Annotated in this window: 13 protein-coding genes; 2 read left to right on the top strand and 11 right to left on the bottom strand. The window is 72.6% G+C overall.

Going from position 1 to position 18272, the window contains the following annotated elements; translation table 11 throughout:
* Positions 1-74: 74 nt before the first annotated feature.
* The 4 genes from J8M51_RS21720 to miaA form a co-directional block, all read right to left on the bottom strand.
* Positions 75-2243: a RelA/SpoT family protein gene (locus tag J8M51_RS21720; protein ID WP_267299403.1), complete on the bottom strand. Its 2169-nt coding sequence runs from the start codon at positions 2241-2243 to the stop codon at positions 75-77.
* Between the two features lie 298 nt (positions 2244-2541).
* Positions 2542-3411 carry a diaminopimelate epimerase gene (gene dapF, locus J8M51_RS21715; RefSeq protein ID WP_086760526.1) on the bottom strand — a complete coding sequence of 290 codons (870 nt, stop codon included), beginning with the start codon at positions 3409-3411 and terminating at the stop codon, positions 2542-2544.
* Between the two features lie 21 nt (positions 3412-3432).
* Positions 3433-3963 (bottom strand): hypothetical protein, encoded by a 531-nt coding sequence (locus J8M51_RS21710; RefSeq protein WP_398856618.1) that lies wholly within the window; start codon positions 3961-3963, stop codon positions 3433-3435.
* Positions 3964-4065: 102 nt separating this feature from the next.
* Positions 4066-5004: a tRNA (adenosine(37)-N6)-dimethylallyltransferase MiaA gene (gene miaA / locus J8M51_RS21705; RefSeq protein ID WP_086760530.1), complete on the bottom strand. Its 939-nt coding sequence runs from the start codon at positions 5002-5004 to the stop codon at positions 4066-4068.
* 235 nt (positions 5005-5239) lie between these two features.
* Between miaA and J8M51_RS21700 the strand changes: the two genes are divergently transcribed.
* Both J8M51_RS21700 and J8M51_RS21695 read left to right on the top strand, forming a co-directional pair.
* Complete coding sequence (locus J8M51_RS21700; protein WP_256965870.1) at positions 5240-5473, top strand: hypothetical protein; 234 nt, start codon at positions 5240-5242, stop codon at positions 5471-5473.
* Positions 5474-5497: 24 nt separating this feature from the next.
* Complete coding sequence (locus J8M51_RS21695; protein WP_086760534.1) at positions 5498-5746, top strand: antitoxin; 249 nt, start codon at positions 5498-5500, stop codon at positions 5744-5746.
* 85 nt (positions 5747-5831) lie between these two features.
* On the opposite strand, the gene J8M51_RS21690 is transcribed toward J8M51_RS21695, so the two are convergent.
* From J8M51_RS21690 to J8M51_RS21660, 7 genes are all read right to left on the bottom strand, one after another.
* Complete coding sequence (locus J8M51_RS21690) at positions 5832-6533, bottom strand: class III extradiol dioxygenase subunit B-like domain-containing protein (RefSeq protein ID WP_086760536.1); 702 nt, start codon at positions 6531-6533, stop codon at positions 5832-5834.
* A gap of 136 nt (positions 6534-6669) precedes the next feature.
* Entirely contained in the window at positions 6670-8190 is a 1521-nt protein-coding gene (gene miaB, locus J8M51_RS21685; protein WP_086760537.1) for a tRNA (N6-isopentenyl adenosine(37)-C2)-methylthiotransferase MiaB, read from the bottom strand.
* 54 nt (positions 8191-8244) lie between these two features.
* Positions 8245-12870 carry an FtsK/SpoIIIE domain-containing protein gene (locus J8M51_RS21680; protein WP_267299402.1) on the bottom strand — a complete coding sequence of 1542 codons (4626 nt, stop codon included), beginning with the start codon at positions 12868-12870 and terminating at the stop codon, positions 8245-8247.
* A gap of 345 nt (positions 12871-13215) precedes the next feature.
* The gene (locus tag J8M51_RS21675) at positions 13216-14619 is read right to left on the bottom strand and encodes a hypothetical protein (RefSeq protein ID WP_267299401.1); all 1404 of its coding nucleotides are present in this window, start codon (positions 14617-14619) and stop codon (positions 13216-13218) included.
* Positions 14616-15212 carry a sigma-70 family RNA polymerase sigma factor gene (locus tag J8M51_RS21670; RefSeq protein WP_086763179.1) on the bottom strand — a complete coding sequence of 199 codons (597 nt, stop codon included), beginning with the start codon at positions 15210-15212 and terminating at the stop codon, positions 14616-14618. The genes J8M51_RS21675 and J8M51_RS21670 overlap by 4 nt, the downstream gene beginning before the upstream one ends.
* 361 nt (positions 15213-15573) lie before the next feature.
* Positions 15574-15873: a hypothetical protein gene (locus tag J8M51_RS21665; RefSeq protein WP_086748184.1), complete on the bottom strand. Its 300-nt coding sequence runs from the start codon at positions 15871-15873 to the stop codon at positions 15574-15576.
* A gap of 98 nt (positions 15874-15971) precedes the next feature.
* A complete protein-coding gene (locus tag J8M51_RS21660) occupies positions 15972-18224 on the bottom strand; it encodes a hypothetical protein (protein ID WP_086763177.1) in 2253 nt (750 codons plus the stop codon).
* Positions 18225-18272 lie beyond the last annotated feature (48 nt).

Raw genomic sequence — 18272 nt, 5'->3', positions numbered from 1 at the left:
CGGCCCGGGAAGCCGACGCCGCCCCGCATCCGGCGTCGCGGTGCGGGCGGCCCCTTCCCGGGCGGCCGGTCCGCTCAGAACGCGGCCGCCACCTGGTGCTGGGCCCGGCCCACGTCGTAGACGCCCGGCACGTTCCGCATGGCGCGCATGAGGTTCGGGAGGTGGGCGGCGTCCGGGAGTTGCAGGGTGTAGGTGTGGCGGACGCGCTGCTGGGTCGGGGGTTCGACGGTGGCGGTGACGATGTCGACGCCTTCGAGGGCGATGGCCTCGGTGAGATCGGCGAGCAGATGGGGCCGCTGGAAGGACTCGGCGACGAGGGTGACCCGGAACTCGGTGGTGTCGCCCCAGCGCACCTCGATCTCCGGGCGTCCGAGACTCTTCATCCGGGTCACGGTGGCGCATTCGACGCGGTGCACGGTCACCACTCCCCCGCGCACGGCGAACCCGGTGACCTCGTCGGGCGGTACGGGCGTACAGCAGCCGGCCAGCCGTACGGTCGCCCCGGGCCGGTCCACGACGACCACGGCGCCGACGCTGTCGGAGGCCGCGGCGGGCTCGTCGAGGGCGGGGCGCAGGGTGGGCGCCTCGTCCTTGCGCGCCTCCTCCCGCTCCTCCTGCCCGGTGTCGGCGGCGGGTGAGGGGTGGGTGGCGAGCCAGCGCTGGATGGCGATGCGCGCGGCGGGGGTGTGGGCGTGCTCCAGCCACTCCCTGGAGGGCTCGGAGGCCGGGTCCTGGCCCATGAGGAGCTGGACGGTGTCGCCGTCCTTGAGGACCGTGCTGAGCGTCGCCAGGCGGCCGTTGACGCGGGCGCCGATACAGGCGTGCGCGTCCTCGCCGTACTGCGCGTACGCCGCGTCCACGCAACTGGCGCCCTCGGGGAGCCCCAGGGTGCCCCCGTCGGGCCGGAACACGGTGATCTCGCGGTCCTGGGCGAGGTCCTCGCGGAGCGTGGACCAGAACATGTCCGCGTCCGGGGCCGCCTCCTGCCAGTCGAGGAGGCGGGAGAGCCAGCCGGGACGGGTGGGGTCGACGCGCTCGCCCTCGCCGTCGGGGCGCTGTCCGTCGGTCTGCTCCTCCGCGGGTGCGGCGTACGGATTGCCCAGCGCGACCACGCCGGCCTCGGCGGCCTTGTGCATCTGGTGGGTGCGGATGAGGACTTCGGCGACCTGGCCGTCACCGCGCGCGACGGCGGTGTGCAGCGACTGGTACAGGTTGTACTTCGGTACGGCGATGAAGTCCTTGAACTCCGAGACCACGGGAGTGAGACAGGTGTGCAGTTCGCCGAGGACCGCGTAGCAGTCGGCGTCCTCGGCGACGAGGACGAGGAGCCGTCCGAAGTCGGTGCCGCGCAGCCGTCCGCGTTTTCGGGAGACCCGGTGCATGGAGACGAAGTGGCGCGGCCTGATGAGGACTTCGGCCTGGATGCCCGCCTCGCGCAGGACGCCGCGCACCTCGTCGGCGATCTCGGCGAGCGGGTCGGTCTCCCGCTCCGCGTTCTCCGTGATCAGTGCGCGGGTCTGCCGGTACTCCTCGGGGTGGAGGATCGCGAAGACGAGATCCTCCAGCTCGGTCTTGAGCGCCTGGACCCCGAGCCGCTCCGCGAGCGGGATCAGCACGTCCCGGGTGACCTTGGCGATGCGTTCCTGCTTCTCGGGGCGCATCACGCCGAGGGTGCGCATGTTGTGCAGCCGGTCGGCGAGTTTGATCGACATCACGCGGACGTCGTTGCCGGTGGCGACGAGCATCTTGCGGAAGGTCTCGGGCTCGGCGGCGGCGCCGTAGTCGACCTTCTCCAGCTTGGTGACGCCGTCGACGATGAAGCACACCTCCGCGCCGAACTCCTCGCGCACCTGATCGAGGGTCACATCGGTGTCCTCGACGGTGTCGTGGAGCAGAGAGGCCGTCAGGGTCGTGGTCTCCGCGCCGAGTTCGGCGAGGATCAGGGTCACGGCGAGCGGGTGGGTGATGTACGGCTCACCGCTCTTGCGCATCTGACCGCGGTGCGAGGACTCGGCGAGGACGTACGCCCGGCGCAGCGGGTCGAGATCGGCGTCGGGGTGGTGGGCGCGGTGCGCGTCGGCGAGATGGCTGATCGCGTCGGGCACCCGGCCGCGGGTCGTCGGGCCCAGGAGTGCGGCGCGGCCCAGACGGCGCAGGTCGATACGAGGTCGGCCCTTCCTGCGGTGCGCTGGTGGCGGCGCAGGGGCGGGCGATACGGCGGGGTTCGTGGCCTCCGCGCTCATGGGCACCTCCGGCTGCGTGGACCGGCGGACGGGTGCCCCATGGCGTGCGGCGGCTCAGGGGTCCGTGTCGTTCCCCCGTCCGTGCCGGTGCTTGATGCTACCGAGCCCACCACGCTCGTCCGACCGCCTCTCGCCGAGCGTGAAACGGATCACCCATTCGAGCGAAGGTTCCGAGGTTTACGGTTTCGAGCCACCCCGACCGGGGTGCGCCATGGATTCGCACGCCTGAACGCCGTGTTGGCTTGGATGCCAACGGCGTCCGCACTCCGAACGCCGTCATGTCAAGCCCTACCACACCTCAACGCCCCGCGTTCTCCAGCCACTTGGCGTCGATCTCGCCCTCGGCGACGATCACCGCGGGACCGGTCATCTCGATCTCGCCGTCGGGTCGTTCGGTGATGACGAGCGTGCCGCCGGGGACGTCGACGGTGTAGGTCGCCGGGGTGCCCGTGACGGCGGGGTCGGCGCCGTCGCGGCGGGCGGCGGCCACGGCGACGGCGCACGCGCCGGTGCCGCAGGAGCGGGTCTCGCCGGAGCCGCGCTCGTGCACGCGCATCGCCACGTGCCCGGGGCCGCGGTCGACGACGAACTCGACGTTGACGCCGTCCGGATAGGCGGAGGCGGGGCTGAAGGGCGGCGCCGTGTACAGATCACCGGCGTCCGCGAGGTCGTCGACGAACGCCACCGCGTGCGGGTTGCCCATGTTGACGTTGCGCGCGGGCCAGCTGTGCGCGCCGACGCTGACCGTGACGTCGCCCTCGGGGAGGCGGGCGCCGCCCATGCCGACCGTGACGTCGCCGTCCTTGTCGATGTGGACCTTCTTCACGCCTCCCCGGGTGGCGACGGTGAGGTCGCCCTCGGTGACATGGCCGGCGTGCAGGAGGTAGCGCGCGAAGACCCGGACGCCGTTTCCGCACATCTCGGCGATCGATCCGTCGCCGTTGCGGTAGTCCATGAACCACTCCGCATCGGCCGCGAGCCCCTTCGCCTCGGGGTGCGCGGCGGACCGTACGACGTGCAGCACACCGTCGCCGCCGATGCCCGCGCGGCGGTCGCACAGGGCGGCGACGGCGGCCGGGGAGAGGTCGAGGGCGTTCTCCGGGTCGGGGACGATCACGAAGTCGTTCTCGGTCCCGTGCCCCTTGAGGAAGGCGATGCGCGTGCTCATTCCTCGATGTTACGGGGTGGCCTAGCGGAGCCGGGCGACCCGCCAGACGGCCAGGAAGGCGACCGCGGCGAGGACCAGGGCGTAGCCGAGGACGAGGCGCCAGTCGGGGCGGCGGCCGGAGCCGCGGGCGGGCAGGCCGGGCCACGTGTAACCGACCCGGCGGGCGGCCATCATGCCCCAGCCGGCGGCGGTGGCACAGATCAGCAGGCCGAGCATGGCGACCACGGCGCCGCCGTCACCGAACTCGAAGGCGAGCGGGAAGGCGAACATCAGGGAGCCGACCGCTGCGAGGCCCACGATGGGCGCGAGCTGCCAGATCCGCAGCCTGCGCTGGGGGCGCAGCTCGACCTCGACCTCCGGGCCGGACATCTCGTCCGGTTCCGGTCCGTCGTCGCTCACACCGCCGGACACCTGGTCGTCGGGGCCGTCGGGGCTCAGCGGTTCGCCGTCGGGATCCAGTGCGTACCCCTCGGTAACCAGCTGCTCCACGTCCTCCGCGGCGCCCTGCTCCGTGCCTGGTGCGGTGTCACGAGGGCCGGCCTCCATCGCCACGCGCCCTCCCAACTCGGACTCCACTTGGTCGATCGAAGCTCGATGATGGCACGCCCCCGGAGGCCGGGATGACCGCCGGGGCGACCCGATGCCATGACGTGATCAGGCTGTGACCGGTCGTTCGACCAACGCCAGTGCGAGCTGCGGGAGTTCCGTCAGGTCGGCGAGACCCCCCTTGAGCCAATGCACCCGCGGGTCGCGTCTGAACCAGGAATCCTGGCGGCGCGCGAAGCGCTTGGTGGCGCGCACGGTCTCCGCTCGCGCCTCGTCCATGGTGCACTGCCCGGCGAGCGCCGCGAGGACCTGCTGGTAGCCGAGCGCACGCGACGCCGTACGCCCCTCGCGCAATCCCTGCGCCTCCAGTGCACTCACTTCGTCGACCAGACCGGCCTCCCACATGCGGTCTACGCGGCGGGCGATGCGCTCGTCGAGTTCGGGGCGCGCCACGTCGACACCGATCTGGACGGTGTCGTAGACCGAGTCATGCCCCGGGAGGTTCGCCGTGAACGGCCGTCCGGTGATCTCGATCACTTCGAGGGCGCGGACGATCCGCCGACCGTTGCTCGGCAGGATCGCGTGGGCGGCCTCGGGGTCGGCGGCGGCGAGCCGGGCGTGCAGCGCGCCGGAGCCGCGCAGGGTCAGCTCCTCCTCCAGCCGGGCGCGGACCTCGGGGTCGGTGCCGGGGAACTCCAGGTTGTCGACGGCCCCCCGGACGTACAGCCCGGAGCCGCCCACCAGGATCGGCCAGCGGCCGTCGGCGAGCAGGGCGTCGATCCGGGCGCGGGCGAGCCGCTGGTACTCGGCGACGCTGGCGGCGGCCGTGACGTCCCAGATGTCCAGGAGGTGGTGCGGGACCCCGGCGCGCTCCCCGGGGGTCAGCTTGGCGGTGCCGATGTCCATCCCCCGGTAGAGCTGCATGGAGTCGGCGTTGACGACCTCGCCGCCTAGACGCTGGGCGAGGAAGACGCCCAGATCGGACTTTCCGGCCGCGGTCGGTCCGACGACGGCGATGACTCGTGGAGGGGGAACTGCGCTACTCACCGACCCAGTCTCGCAAATGTCGGGGCCTCTTCTCGAACGAGCTACGTGACGCGGGGCAGCCGGGGTCGTTGCGTGTTGCGAGTTCGAAGCGCCGGTTTCGAGTGCCGGCGGCCCGGATGACGCAATGGGACGCTCCGGGAGAGCGCGGGAATTAGCCCGCATGATTAGCATTGAGGTTGATATGGGCGTTTTCTCACTGTTCCGTCGTAAGGCGAAGGCAGCGGAGGAGGCCGCCGTGACGGCGTCCGAACCGGCCGCCCGGACGGAGGCGGAGAAGTCGGACGAGGCGAAGGGATCCACGGAGCCCGCACAGCCCGAAGCGGAGGCCGAGAACGGGGCCGAGGCGGCGGAGGAGACGGCCGAGGCCGTGGCGGAGGCCGTCGACGCGGCGGACGACGTGGAGATCCCCAAGCAGCAGACCGCCGAGCAGGCGGCCGACACCGAGGCCGGCGAGAGCGCCCGCAAGTGACTGACCCGCGCGGGAAGGTGAACCATGGGTCTGCTGGATAATTTGAAATCCAAACTCTCCCCGGCCAAGGACAAGGTCTCGCACCTCGCGCAGAAGCACGAGGACAAGATCCAGCACGGTCTCGACAAGGCCGCGCACACGGTCGACCGGAGGACCAAGGGCAAGTACAGCGACAGGATCCAGTCGGGTACGGGCAAGGCGAAGGACGCCATGGGCCGCCTCGCGCACCAGGACGACGACGGCGGTCGCACACCTCCGCCTCCGGCTTCCTGAGCACCAGCACATCGTCGGACGGCCGCGGAGCCTCGTGCTCCCGGCCGTCCGCCGTGTCCGCCCCGGCGTTCCCAAGCCGCGGCGGCTACGACCAGGCGGCCACCAGATAGCCCACGCCGTACGGCGCGTCGTCGTACAGCAGGGTCCCAAAGAGCCCGGCGTCCTCGGCGGCGCCCGCCAGGATCTGCCAGGGGGCGCGGCCGGAGGCCTGCACCTCCCGGGCGAGCCCGGCGTCCAGCGCCTTGAGAGCCTCGGCATCGGCGGCGGCGAGCGCCCGCGCCACCTGCGCGTCGAAGCCGGCCGCGCGGTCGTCCAGATACCCCGGTGCCTTGAGCGTGCGGCACGCGCTGGCGTCGCCCATCACCAGCAGGGCCACCCGCTCGGCCGACCCGGCGATGTCCCTTCCGACTCGGACACACCGCTCGACGGTGATGGGTTCCGCCACGCCGAGCCCCTCCATGGGGGCGTCGGCCCAGCGCGTGCGGTCGAGCAGCCAGGCGGCGACGGCGAGGGAGGCGGGCAACGGGGCGGCCGTACCGTCGCCGTCCCCGAGGCGGACGTCGAGGTCCACGCCGAAGCCCCGGAACGAGCCCCGCGCGCCTTCCGGATACGACTCGTCCCGCGCGGCGGGACCGACGACCACCAGCCGGTCGGGCCGGGCGGCGGCGAGCACCCCGAGCACGTCCGCGCACGCGTCCCGCACCGCGTCCAGCTCGGGCGCGGCGCCCTCGGCGACCTCGGGCACGAGCAGCGGCGGACAGGGGCAGACGGCGGCGGCGACAAGCATGCTGCGCAGGGTAACTTCCGCAGGCCCGGGGGTGACACCCGCGCCCTGCAGGGGCGCGGGGAACTGCGCGAACAACCCCCACGCACCGGCAGCCCGCGGACAACGGAACGAACCGAGCCGAACCCACTGCCGAGAGCTACTGAGGAACCCCACACCCACCGGTGGCGGCCGGCAGCGGCTCGGGGACGCCGATCTTCGGCAGCCCGAGCAGCACACCCGGCTTCTCCGCCGGAAGGGCGTTCCGCTTCTCCCAGGCGTCGCCCGCCCGGGTCCGCCGTACGCCGAGGACGGCGCCCTCGGCGAGGAGGTGGTGCGGGGCGGCGTAGGTGACCTCGACGGTCACGACATCGCCGGGGCGGACCTCCTGGTCCGGCTTGTCGAAGTGGACGAGGCGGTTGTCGGGGGCGCGGCCGGAGAGCCGGTGGGTGGCGCCGTCCTTGCGGCCCTCGCCCTCGGCGACCATCAGCTCCAGCGTGCGGCCGACCTGCTTCTTGTTCTCCTCCCAGGAGATCTCCTCCTGGAGGGCGACGAGCCGCTCGTAGCGGGCCTGCACGACCGCCTTGGGGATCTGGCCCTCCATGGTCGCGGCGGGTGTGCCGGGGCGCTTGGAGTACTGGAAGGTGAAGGCGTTGGTGAAGCGGGCCTCGCGGACCGCGTGCATGGTCTGCTCGAAGTCCTCCTCGGTCTCGCCGGGGAAGCCCACGATGATGTCGGTCGAGATCGCGGCGTCCGGCATCGCGGCGCGGACCTTCTCGATGATCCCGAGGTAGCGCTCCTGGCGGTAGGAGCGGCGCATGGCCTTGAGGACCGTGTCCGAGCCGGACTGCATCGGCATGTGCAGCTGCGGCATCACGTTCGGGGTCTCGGCCATGGCGGCGATCACGTCGTCGGTGAAGTCGCGGGGGTGGGGCGAGGTGAAGCGGACACGCTCCAGGCCCTCGATCTTCCCGCAGGCCCGCAGCAGCTTGCTGAACGCCTCGCGGTCGCCGATGTCGGAGCCGTACGCGTTGACGTTCTGGCCGAGCAGGGTGATCTCGGAGACGCCCTCGCCGACCAGGGCCTCGATCTCGGCGAGGATGTCGCCGGTCCGGCGGTCCTTCTCCTTGCCGCGCAGGGCCGGGACGATGCAGAACGTACAGGTGTTGTTGCAGCCGACGGAGATCGAGACCCAGGCGGCGTAGGCGCTCTCGCGGCGGGTCGGCAGGGTGGAGGGGAAGGCCTCCAGGGACTCGGCGATCTCGACCTGGGCCTCGTCCTGGATCCGGGCGCGCTCCAGCAGGACGGGCAGCTTGCCGATGTTGTGCGTGCCGAAGACGACGTCGACCCAGGGCGCCTTCTTGACGATGGTGTCCCGGTCCTTCTGGGCGAGGCAGCCGCCGACGGCGATCTGCATACCGGGGCGGGCGGTCTTCATGGGGGCGAGGCGGCCGAGGTTGCCGTAGAGGCGGTTGTCGGCGTTCTCCCGTACGGCGCAGGTGTTGAAGACCACGACGTCGGCGTTGCCCTCGCCCGCGTCCTTGGGGGCGCGGACGTAGCCGGCGTCCTCCAGGAGGCCGGACAGGCGTTCGGAGTCATGGACGTTCATCTGGCATCCATACGTACGCACTTCGTATGTCTTGACGTCCACTGCCTGACTCCGGTCGCTGCTGTTGGTCACTCCGTAAGCCTAAGGCAGCGCCCGGGGAGCCCTCGTCCCCCGGGCGCCGCGGTCTCAGTGGTCCGTGTCGAGCACGGTCTCCGGGATCTGGACGTTGATCAGTTCGCCGGTGCGCGGGTCGACGGTGAGGCCCCGGCCGGGTTTACGGCCGCGGAGGTGGGCGTGGGCGAGGCGGGCGCCGATGGTGTCGCCCTCCAGGATGCTCTGCGGGCCGAGGAGGACGCCCTTGCGGTGCCGTTTCAGGGCGCTGAGCCAGCCCATGGCGCCCGTCATGGTCTCGGCGGTGGCGGCGATGACGACGCCGATGCCGTGGTCCCGGCCGGACTGGGCCAGGGAGCGCAGGTTCTGGTCGATGTCCGGCAGGACGAACAGGTCGGCGTCGTCCACCATGACGACCCGGGGCCCGTCCCCGGCTTCCAGGGCCTCGGTGAACTCCTCGACCGTGGGTTCGGTCGCGGTGATCAGCCGTACGCCGGGGTGGTCGCCGAGGGTGCGCAGCGGGGACTCGCGTGGGGCGAGGATCACCAGCCGGGTGCCGGAGGCGAGCAGCGAGACGGCGAGGGCGGCCAGGGTGGTGCTGCGGCCGGAGCCGGGCGGGCCGACGACCGAGAAGGTGGGCGAGGTCTCCGCGAAGTCCACGCCGACCGGGGAGACGTCGTCGCCGCCGAGGCCCAGCAGACCCCACATCGGCCGCCGGAACTCCTCCCCCACCTTCTCGTACGCGTCCGTGAACGTGACCTTCACCGGCAGGGTGCCGATGCGGACGGGCCTGCGGTCGGCGGGGAGTCCGGCGTCGCGGCGGTCGGCCTCGGCGCCGATCGCGCGCAGCGCCTCGGCCTGTTCCTGGCCGGTGGCGCCGGGGGCGAGCAGGGCGACCTGGATCTCGGTGCCGCCGTCGGAGGTGAAGCCCCGGCCCGGGAGGATCAGGTCGGGGATGTCACGGGCCCGCTTGCCGACGGCGTGGTAGTCGGTCCGGTCGTTCAGGCGCAGCAGCAGCTTGTTGTCGTTGAGGGCGGTGGCACGGCCGGACAGCAGGGCGCGTTCGGAGGTGGCGACGACATGCAGTCCGGCGGCGGCTCCCTCGCGCAGGAAGCGGTTGAGCTGTTCCACCAGGCGGCCGCCGTTGTGGTCGGCGACGGCCTCGATCAGCGCGTCCCAGCCGTCGATGAACAGCATGATGTGCGGCGGGCGGGAGCCGGCGCCGACGGTCTCGCGGAGTTCGGTGAGGTTGCCCGCGTGCCGGTCGGTGAGGAGTTCCTGGCGGCGTTCCAGTTCACCGTCGAGCCTTGCGAACAGTCGTTCGAGTCGCTCGATGTCGCCCCGGGGCACGACCGCGCCGCAGTGCGGCAGCACGCCGAGCGCCGTGAGGGCGCCGCCCGCGAAGTCGATGCCGTAGAGGTGGACGTCGGCACTGGAGTGGCCGCGGGCGAGGGCGCCGGCCATGGTGCGCAGCACCTGGGAGCGGCCGGAGCGCGGGATGCCGATGACGTACAGGTGTCCGAACTCGGCGAGGTCGAGGCGGACGGGCAGCTGGGCCTGGGCCTCGGGCAGGTCCGACAGGCCCCAGGAGACGGGGGCGAGGCGGGCGCCGCCGGTCCCGTCGGGCTGGGGCAGGTCGTCGATCAGGAGGTGCTGGCCGAGGGCCGGGAGCCAGGGGCTGGGCTGCGGGGCGCAGCCGACGAGCGCGGACGCCTCGGAGACCGCCGCGACCAGGGCGTTGAGGTCGGTCGGGACCTCGTCGCCCGCCGTGTCCGACGCCGGGTCGCCACCCTGCTCCCCCTCCGCCGTGCCCGGGAGTCCGGCGGCGCGGCCGAGACGCTGCCAGTGGAGTTCGGTGCTCCAGATACGGGACTCCTCCGGGGCCCGCTGCTCCGGGGCCTCCGGGGCGGACTTCACGCCGGGCATCGGGGTGCCCGCGTAGGCGGTCTGGAAGGGGACGACCGTGCCGTGGCCGAGGCGGGCGAGGGCGCGGCCGGGGGTGGCCGGGGAGATGCTGACGGCGTCCTTGGTGTCGATCACGTCCATGCTCTCGGAGCTGTCGGTGACCCGGAGCGCGATCCGCAGATTGGTGTTGGCCCGGATGTCGGAGCTGACCACACCGGCCGGGCGCTGGGTGGCGAGGACCAGATGGATACCGAGGGAACGGCCGCGCTGGGCGATGCTCACCAGGCCGGGGATGAAGTCGGGGATCTCCCGGTACAGGGTGGCGAACTCGTCGATGACGATCACCAGACGGGGCACGGGCGGCAGTTCGGGGGTGCGGCGGCGCGTGCCCTGGTACTCGGGCAGGTCCTTGGCGCCCGCGTCGGCCAGGATGTGCTCGCGGCGGGTCAGCTCGGCGGAGAGCGAGGTCAGCGCGCGCTGGACGAGGTGGCTGTCCAGGTCGGTGACCATGCCGAGGGTGTGCGGGAGGTCGACGCAGTCCTTGAAGGCGCTGCCGCCCTTGTAGTCGACGAGGACGAAGGTGAGTTCGTCGGGCCGGTTGACCGCGGCGAGGGTGGCCACGAAGGTCTGCAGCAGTTCGGACTTGCCGGAGCCGGTGGTTCCGGCGACCAGACCGTGCGGACCGTCCTTGACCAGGTCGAAGGCGATCGGGCCGTCGTAGCCGGCGCCCAGCAGGACGCCGGTGGAGGCGGGCCGCCGCTCCCAGCGGGCGGCGATCTGCTCACCGCTCGGCTCGGGCAGGCCGAGGAGTTCGAGGAGCCCGACCTCGGTGGGCAGGCCCTCGGAGGCGTCCGGGGTGACGTCGCGGATCGGGGCGATGCCCCGGGCCACGCGTTCGCACCACTCGGGTTCGACCAGGTCGGGGCGGATGTCGGCGATGTCGGGGCGGCCGGTGCGACGCAGGGTCAGCCGGTGGTTCTCGTGGCGGACGACTGCCGTGCACTCCTCCGGCAGGAGGCGTTCCTCCTGGTCCAGGCAGAGCGGGAAGATCCGGACGGCCGGGCCCTCCTTGAGGATCGACACCACACCGGGCACGTCGCGCAGCCGCCGGGCGCCGTCCATCACCACCAGGACGTCCGGTTCGCTCAGCAGCGCCTTGCTCATGGTGGACTCGGCGGCCCGCTGGCGGGTGCGCAGCGTGGAGACCAGTTCGGCCACACGGTTGGCGACCGTCTCCGGGTCGTTGCCGATCAGGGTGACGGCGCCGCCGCGCACGCCGGGCAGACCTTCGCGGGAGTGCGGCAGCCAGCGCGTCCAGTGCCAGGAGTCCTCGGCGGCCTTGTCGGTGAGGACGACGATCCGCAGATCGCGCGGGGTGTGCAGGACGGCGGCCTGGGCCGTCATCCAGCGGGCCAGCGCCTGCACCGGGGCGGTCGCACCGGCCAGACCGACGACGCCGCTCTCGACGAGGTCGACGCCGACCGGGGCGTCCGGGATCGTCCAGTGGACGGCGGTGTGGTTGTCCTCGCGGGCGGTGTCGTCGATGCCGAGCAGGGACGGCTGGGGGGCGGTGCCGATCCGCAGGGACAGGTGGTCCGGGTCGCCCCGGCGCCGCTCCCACAGCCTGCGGCCGGGGCCCACCGCCCAGAGACCGGCCACGGCGGGGTCGGGCGCGCTCTCGGTGCGCAGCCGTCGCTCGGTGGCGACCTTCTGCCGTACGTCCTCCTCCAGCGAGGCCCGGCGCTGCCGGTAGACGCTGGACTTCTCCTCGTAGTCCTTGCGGGCCTGGCGTCGTCCGCTGACGTAGTTCGCGGCGATCAGGACCGGCGAGAGGAACATGAAGATCAGATAGAAGTACGAGTTCAGGAAGAACATCATGCTGACGCCGAAGACCATCGGGGCGAGGGCCACGAGCAGCGGGATCGGGCGGCGGGCGGGCGGATCGGGCGGGCCGGGGAGCCGGAACCGCTCGGGCGCGAGGTGCGGCAGGATGCGCGGCGGGCGGTTGTAGTCCAGGCCGCCCCCGCCCTCGGACGGCACCACCGCGGCGTCCCTGACGGTCGGTTCGGTCAGCCGCAGCAGATGGTCGCCGACGGACAGTTCCGCGCCGCCGGGCCAGAGCACCCAGCCGTCGGGGAGTTCCGCGCTGTCGTCGTCGGCCTCCCCGGGGTCCTCGTCCTCCTCGTCCTGCTCCGCGAGCGGCAGCAGCGGGGTGTTGGGGCGGCCCCGGTGCTCCGGCGGCTCCGGCACGGACAGCCGCGCCGGACCGCCCTCGGGCAGCTCCACCACGGCCGAACCGTCCGGCCGTACGGTCACCCGCACGCCCTCGCCCGGCATGCCCCGCCCGTCCAGCGGGACCGCGGCGTCCGCGAGCGGGCCGAGGCCGTGCGTACCGAGGCCGAGCCGGTGGACCCGTCCGGCGTCGGGGCCGCCCACCACCTGGAGTTCGACCACCGGGGAGTGGTCCGCCCGGTGCGGCTGCGGCATGGCGTCGCGTTCGGGGCCGTAGGCGGTGGCCGGGGATGGCTGCGGGGCGCCGAGGGCGATGACGCTGCCGTCCATCAGCCGTGTCGCGGCCAGCGGGGTGCCCGGGGCGAGGGCCTCGTCGCCCAGGAAGCAAGCCGGGGCCGGACCCGACGCGGCGGGCGCGGATCCGGTCCCGTCCGGGTCACCGGCGCGCAGCCGGGCCAGCTGGGCGGCGACGTCCTCGACGGGGGTGCTTCCGGAGGCGCTCAGCAGCACGTCCTGGCGGCCGGTGGCGTCGCCGTCGGCGACCGTGGTGATGAGGAGTTTCACTGCGCCCCTTGGGGGTGCTCGGGGGTGGGCGGTTCGGGTGCGGGGTGACGGCCGGAGGCCGGTGTGGGGGCGGGGCCCGGAGCCCCACCGGCGGACGTCAGTCCTCCCGGGGCCGACCGAAGCCGTTGGACCGGGGGCGGGACGGTGTGCGGAACGGGGGTGGTGTCACGGGCCGGAGGCCGGGCGCACGGAGCCGCGGCCAGCCCGGCGGGCGGGCCCGGGGCGCCTCGCGCCAGGTCTCGCGCGACGGGCGCGGCGGCGCGGACACGGCGTCGCACGGCCGACGGGACAGCGCGGACACGACATCGCACGGCCGACGGGACAGCGCGGACACGACCCGGGACATCAGTCCTCCCGGACGCCGGAGGAGGCGGCGGTCGTGCGGTCCCGGGCCACGGCCGGTTCGGCGAGCAGTTCGGAGGCGGTGGTGGTCCGGGCGGGGACCGGGGCCTGGAGGGCGGGGGCCGGCGTCTCCTCGCGGAGTGCCTCGGCCTCCGGGAGCGTTGGGGGCTCCTCGACGGCCGGGAGCGTCCGGGTGGCCTCGGTCTGCCGGGCCGTCCGTACCGGCCGGGCAGCCTCGATCTCCCGGAGCTCCTCGATCTCCCTGATCTCCTCGGCCTCCCGCGGCCGGGGTTCGCGGTGGGCGGAGCGGGGCGGGGCGGGGGTGCCCCGGCGGGGCGACGCCTCACGGCGCAGGCGGCGGCGGTCCGCGCGGACGGCGACGGCGACGGCTCCGCCGAGCGGGGACGAGTCCACGTCCAGCTCCAGTTCGGGCGCGACCACCCGGCCGCGGCCGTCGACGCGCAGGGCCCAGCTGTGGCCCGCGACCCGGCCGTCGATCAGGCAGACGACGGCGCCCGAGGCGGCGAGGGCGCCGAGCCGCCGTGCCTGGTCCGAGCCCGGGGCGGCGCAGACGACCACGGTCGTGGCGGCGCGCCCCGACTCGTCGAACTCGCCGGCGCCCTCGGGCCCCTCCTCGGTCTCCTCCAGCTCGCGCAGGACGGCGTCGAGCCGCTCCCCCCGGTACTGCGGATGGACCCCGTCCGTGACCATGACCGAGGCCCCGCTGCCGGGCCGGTCCAGCTGGGCGGCCAGCGCCTGGAGCAGCCGGGTCCGGGCGGCGGTGTCGCCCTCGACGGTGATCAGCCGTGGTCCGGCGGTCAGATCGAGGTGGACGCAGGCGTCGTCCGCCATGCCGACGGCGACCGGCAGCGGACGGATCCGCGCACCGGTGCGCGGGCGGCCCTGCGGCAGTCCGTCCGCCTCCGCGAGGGGCAGCTCCCAGCGCTGCGGGCCCGGCTCGTCGGCCGGTTCCCAGGGAGCGGGCGGTTCCGGCAGCGGACGGGCGGCGATCTGCACGGCGGCGAGTCCGGCCTCCGTGCGCACGGCGTGCGGGACCGCGCCGGGCGCGTCGGCCAGAGCCGTCGCCGCCGCGTCCAGCAGCCGCCGTACGAGCAGACCGCCCCGGGGGTCGGACAGATGGCGGGCCAGGGCGCGCACGCCGCGCCGGTGGCGCCGGTAGCCGCGCAGGGGCTCGCCGAACGCCCGCCGGGTCAGGGTCAGTTCACGGCCGAGCCGACGCCGGAAGCGCCGCCAGCCGCCCCGCTTGCGCACCAGGTGCCGGAGCAGCAGGAAGAGCAGCAGCAGGACGACGACACCCACGATGAGGACCGTGAGGAGCGAGTCGTTCGGTTTGCCCAGCGCGAGGACCGAGCCGTGTGCCGAGCCGGGTCCGGTGGGCGTGGTCACGCCGCCGCCCGGGTGTGCTCGGGGTGCCGGCGGCGCAGCTCCCGTATCGCGTGGTGGGTGCGGGACTTCACCGTGCCCGGCGGGATGCCCAGCGCGTCGGCGGCGTCAGGGCCGCTGCAGCCGAGGACGTAGACGTAGAAGAGCACCTCGCGGTGGGAGTGCGAGAGCCGGGAGAGGGCGTGGACCAGGAAGCGGCGCTGGTCGGCCTCGCTCATCGGGTCCACGGTCTCGGCGTGGTGCTCCAGGGTGTGCTCCTGGGTGACCTCGTGGTGCGGGCGCTCGCGCCGGGCCCAGTCGATCACCAGGTTGTGCGCGACCCGCATCAGCCAGGCCCGGGACGGCGCCCAGCCCGGGGGCTGGCTCGCGGTGCTCTGCCAGGCGCGGACCAGGGTCTCCTGGACGAAGTCCTCGGCGCGCTGCCGGTCTCCGCGGACCAGTCCGGAGACATAGCGCAGCAGCGGGCCGTGGTGCTCTTCGTAGAGTCTGCGGATCGAGCCGTCGCCGGCGGGCGGCGTATCGCCGGTAACGGGCGGCGCTTCGCCCGAGGCGGGAGCGCTCCCCGTCACGACGGGACTGGGTATGGACGTTCTCATGGATTCCCCCAGGGCCGGCGTGAGTCTTCTGTGCCGGTCCGGTCGGGCGCCGCGGCGGCGGCGTTGGCTGGGCAGAGCAGGGCTGCGCGGGGCTGAGCACGGGTACCCGGGACGACCTCGCGGTTCATGGGTGGAATGCGAGGTTCCGCAAGAGGGAGTCTATGAGCGGTTCTGCAGCTTTCAAGGGTTCCTGAGAGGAACCTGAGGTTACCGGCGAGTTGTCCGAAAAACCGAACAGAAAAGGTGAACAGAGAAGGCGAACAGGGGTGCCGGCCCGGGGGAGTGGGCCGGCACCCCTGCGCAAGGGACACCGACGGAAGGGGGAGTCCGGGTCGGTGTCCCGGCTCGGGGTGGACCCGGATCAGCTGGGGATGCCGCCGGCGATCTGCGAGTCCAGGTTGTTGACGGCGTTGCAGATGTCCCGGAACTGCTTGGAGAACTGCGTGATGTTGTTCACGGCCTCGGTCAGCGACTTGTTGAAGTTCGCGTAGGACGTCTGCATCTTCGGGCTGGTCGCCGTCAGCAGCAGGCCGCCCTGGAGGAGGTTCTCGACATCGGCCTGGAGCGAGGACAGCTGGGGGACCAGGGTGTCGCTGACGGCGGAGTCGAGCTTCTTGGCAGTGCTCTCGATTTCCTCGTCGTCGATGACGTTCTTCGGCATGGTGCACCTCGTTCTGTGTGAATGCGGTGTTGATGGGACCCGGCGGCGCGGGAGGCGCGCAGGGAGCTTGGGGGTGGGCGCGGGGCGCGCCGCGTGGGTCAGCGCCAGTTCTCCCCGAGGGAGCCGAGGGGTGGTTCGGCGCTGCTGCGTTCGTGCTGGGTGACGGATTCCCGCAGGTACCAGGACCCGTCCTCGGCGCGCTGCCAGATCTCCTGGATCTCGTTGCTCGCGTCGGCGACGAAGCGCTGTCCGGTGTTCTCGTTGGTGACGACCTTGGTGACGGAGCCGTCGGCACCGGTGTAGTCGGTGCGGGTGACGCCCTCCTGCACGGTGGTCGTCGTCCCCGGCGCGGTGGCGTCCGCGGGCCGGCCACCGGAGTCGACCAGCGGTTTCTCCACCGTGAGGTAGGCGGGGGGCCGGTCCAGGAACTGCTGGGCGTCCTCCTTGCCGGCCTCGGAGTCGAGGTACTCCTGCTTGTCCATCGTCAACGACCAGTCCTCACCGGGCCGCTTCGTCCAGATCTGGAGGGTGTCCCGGCCGGTCTCGTCGGTGACATAGCGCTTCATCCACCCGTCGGGCGCGCCCTCGGGGTCGGCGTCCATGTAGACCTTGGTGGCGGAGCCGTCGGAGCTGCGGATCGTGGTCACGGAGTCGCCGTCACGGGACAGCGGGTGATACGTCTCGGAGTACGTCAGGCCCGTGTTCTTGTTGGTGACCGTGGTGGTCGTCTCGACGGGCTCGCCGTGCTCGTCGACCTTGATCTCGCCGTTCTCGTCGAGCTGGTACGACACGGTGGTGGTGCTGTTGCCGTCGTCGATCGTGTAGCCCTTCGGCACGAAGGCCTCGGGCGGCAGGTCGTCCAACTGGCCGCGCATGCCCCGGAGCCGGCCGACGTCGGCGTCCTTGTCCGGGTCCCAGTCGCGCAGCTTGTCGTACTCGTCGCCGAAGGTGTCCTGGAGGTCCTGCTGCCGCTGCTGGACGGGCTTCTCCTCCTCGGAGAGCGCGGTCTGCTCCTTGTCGGTGGCCGACTGGTCGTCCCACAGCTCCTTCTGGCGGTCCTGGAGGTCGTCCGACTCCCGGTCCAGGGGGTCCAGCCGTGTCTGGAGGTCGGCGCGATCGGCCTCCAGGTCGTCCCGCTCGGTCCTCAGGGCGTCCTCCACCTCCCGCTGGGTGGATCTCTCCAGGGCCCAGAGCTCCTTCTGCCGGGCCTGGAGGCCCTCCTGCCGCTCGGAGAGGGGCTCCTGGGCGCGGCTCAGGGCGTCCCGCTCGTCGTCGAGTTCCTTCTGCCGGGCGCGGAACGGCTCGAACGCCTTCTCCTGGTCGCGCTGTTCCTGCTCCAGTGCGTCCCAGCGCGCGGAGAGTCCCTTGCCCTCGGACTCCCACAGGTCGTCGCGCTCCTTGTCCAGGGCGTCCTGTCTGCGTTGCCAGTCGTCGAGGTCGGACCGGGAGGCATTCCCGCCGCTCAGCAGGGATGTCCGTTCCTCCCACAGGGCGTCCTGTCTCGCCTGGAGGGCGTCCTGCTTCTCGTCGTAGGCCTTCTGCTCCCGCTCCAGGTCGGTGGCCTTCTGCTCCAGGGCCGCGTCCTGTTCCTCGCGGAGGGCCTTCTCGTCGGCCCAGAGCTCCTGCTGTCTGCGCTGGAGATCCTCCTGCTGCCTCAGGAGGGGCTCCTGCTCCTTGCGGAGGGCCTCGTACTCCTTCTGCAGCTCGTCCCGCTCGACCTTGAGTTTCTCCTCGCGCTCCTTGAGGAGTTCCTTCTCCTCCTGCCAGAGCCGCCGCTGTCTGGCCTGGAGTTCGTCCTGCTCCTTGAGGAGGGGGGCGCGCCGCTCGGCGAGTTCCTCCTGCTCCTTGTTCAGCTCCTCCTGGCGCTTCTGCTGGGCCGCGGTCTGTGCGTCGATCCTGTTCCGCTTCTCGACCAGCGCGTCCTGTTCCTTCTTCAGACGCGCCTGCTGGGTCTTGTAGCGGGCTTCGAGCCGTGCGGCCTCCTGGGCGCGGAGCTTGCCGTTCAGCGCCTGTTTGCGGGTCTCGTTCTGCCGGGCGGCCTCGTCGCGGACCTGGCCGGTGACCTGCTGGGCCGCGCCGGCGGCGTGCGAGGCGTCTTGGTCGTAGAAGGCCTTGCCCGCCCGGTCGAGGAGGTTGCCGAGGTCCGTCATGGCCTGCCAGCCCTCGCCGAACGACTTCTTCCAGGCGCCGTAGAAGTCCTCCAGCGCCTCGGCCGTCTCCCGGCGCGGGCCGATGTCCCCGGCGGCGAACGTCTTGTCCGTCTTCGACGCGGTGTCGAGTTCGTCGCGCAGGTGCCACAGATGGCGGGCGAGGACGGTCATCAGGTCGTAGTCGTAGGAGACGCGCACCATGTCCGCCGTCCTTCCTGGAGGGGTCGAGTCGGTGAGGTGAAGCGGGCG

This window comes from Streptomyces griseiscabiei, assembly GCF_020010925.1.
Taxonomy (GTDB): Bacteria; Actinomycetota; Actinomycetes; order Streptomycetales; family Streptomycetaceae; genus Streptomyces; species Streptomyces griseiscabiei.
Note: the sequence above shows the minus strand (reverse complement) of the source record. Positions and strands in the feature narration are given on the sequence as shown.